This window comes from Microcystis sp. M53603_WE2 (assembly GCF_030065435.1).
This window is the reverse complement of record NZ_JASJFF010000359.1, coordinates 1-1,341: the sequence shown is the minus strand read 5'-3', so window position 1 is coordinate 1,341 and position 1,341 is coordinate 1. Positions and strand designations below refer to the sequence as shown.

General features: G+C 47.9%; 1 protein-coding gene. It reads right to left on the bottom strand.

All coding sequences use genetic code 11. From position 1 onward, the window contains the following. Positions 1–263 precede the first annotated feature (263 nt). Positions 264–1,235, bottom strand: coding sequence for a ribose-phosphate pyrophosphokinase (locus tag PX481_RS07760; RefSeq protein ID WP_288025030.1), 972 nt, complete (start codon positions 1,233–1,235; stop codon positions 264–266). Positions 1,236–1,341: the final 106 nt, after the last annotated feature.

Here is a 1,341-nt window from a genome sequence, read left to right as displayed (position 1 = left end):
CAAGAAGGATAATGCAAGGTTTTTGAAAGTCCCAATCCTATTTTCTTGCACTAACATCGGACTTTAACAGGTCAAAAGCCTTATTTTAAAAGGGTTTTACCATTATTCAGCAAGCCCTATTTAATTTTCCGATCGATTCTCTCTCTACACCTTCCCCCTCTCTCCGCGAGATGGAGTGGTTGATAATGCCATTAACCCACCCCATTTCCACAGAAAAGGGCTAAATATAAAAATTCCCCCTAGTTTTAGGGGGATTCGGCCATCTATTTGAACATATTACTCACGGAATTGTCCTCATGAATGCGCCATATTGCCTCCCCCAGAATCGGGGCAACCGGCAAGACTTTCAGTTGCGGGAAAAGATGTTCTTGGGGGACGGGAATCGTGTTAGTAACGATCACTTCCTCGACTATGCCACTGGATAAACGCTCGATCGCCGGACCAGAAAAAACCGGATGGGTGGCACAAGCATAAACCTGTCGCGCCCCCTTGGCTTTCAGTAACTGCGCCCCTTGAGCGATCGTACCGGCCGTATCGATCATATCATCGACTAAAACCGCCGTTTTATCCTTAACATCGCCGATCAAGTTCATCACTTCCGCCACATTATGGGTTTGCCGGCGTTTATCAATAATTGCTAGGGGAGCATCACTGAGTTTTTTGGCAAAAGCCCGCGCCCTGGCCACCCCACCCACATCGGGAGAAACCACGACGATATCGGGTAATTGTTTACTGAGAAGATAGTCCACCACCACTGGGGAACCGTAAACGTGATCGAAGGGAATATCGAAATAACCTTGAATTTGGGACGAATGCAAATCCATGGCCAACACGCGACTTGCCCCCGCTTCCGTGATCAGATTAGCCACCAGTTTAGCGGCGATCGATTCCCGGCCGGCGGTTTTGCGATCGGCGCGAGCATAACCATAATAGGGAATTACGGCGGTAATTTGTCGGGCAGAAGCACGACGACAGGCATCAATCATGATCAACAATTCCATCAAATGATCGTTGACGGGATTGCAACAGGGTTGAATTAAATAGACATCACAGCCCCGGATCGATTCCTGAATCTGGATGTACAATTCACCATCGGCGAAACGTTTACGAATCATCGGACCCACATCCATGCCCAGATAACGGGCCACCTCTTGGGCAAGAGAGACATTAGCGGATCCCGAAAAGAGACGAAGACGATTGCTGTCCGACGCGGCGGGAAACATCGGATGTCGCATCAAAGTAGCAGAATAGCTCACAGCAGATTCTTTACCCTCAAACTCAAGGCACTTTTTTCTATCATCTCAGTTTTGTTGAAAATCTGAGTGGATTTCTTTGTTAGAT

Excerpts from the sequence above, each read along its gene's own strand:
- PX481_RS07760 (WP_288025030.1), bottom strand. The coding sequence starts at position 1,235 with ATGCGACATCCGATGTTTCCCGCCGCGTCGGACAGCAATCGTCTTCGT.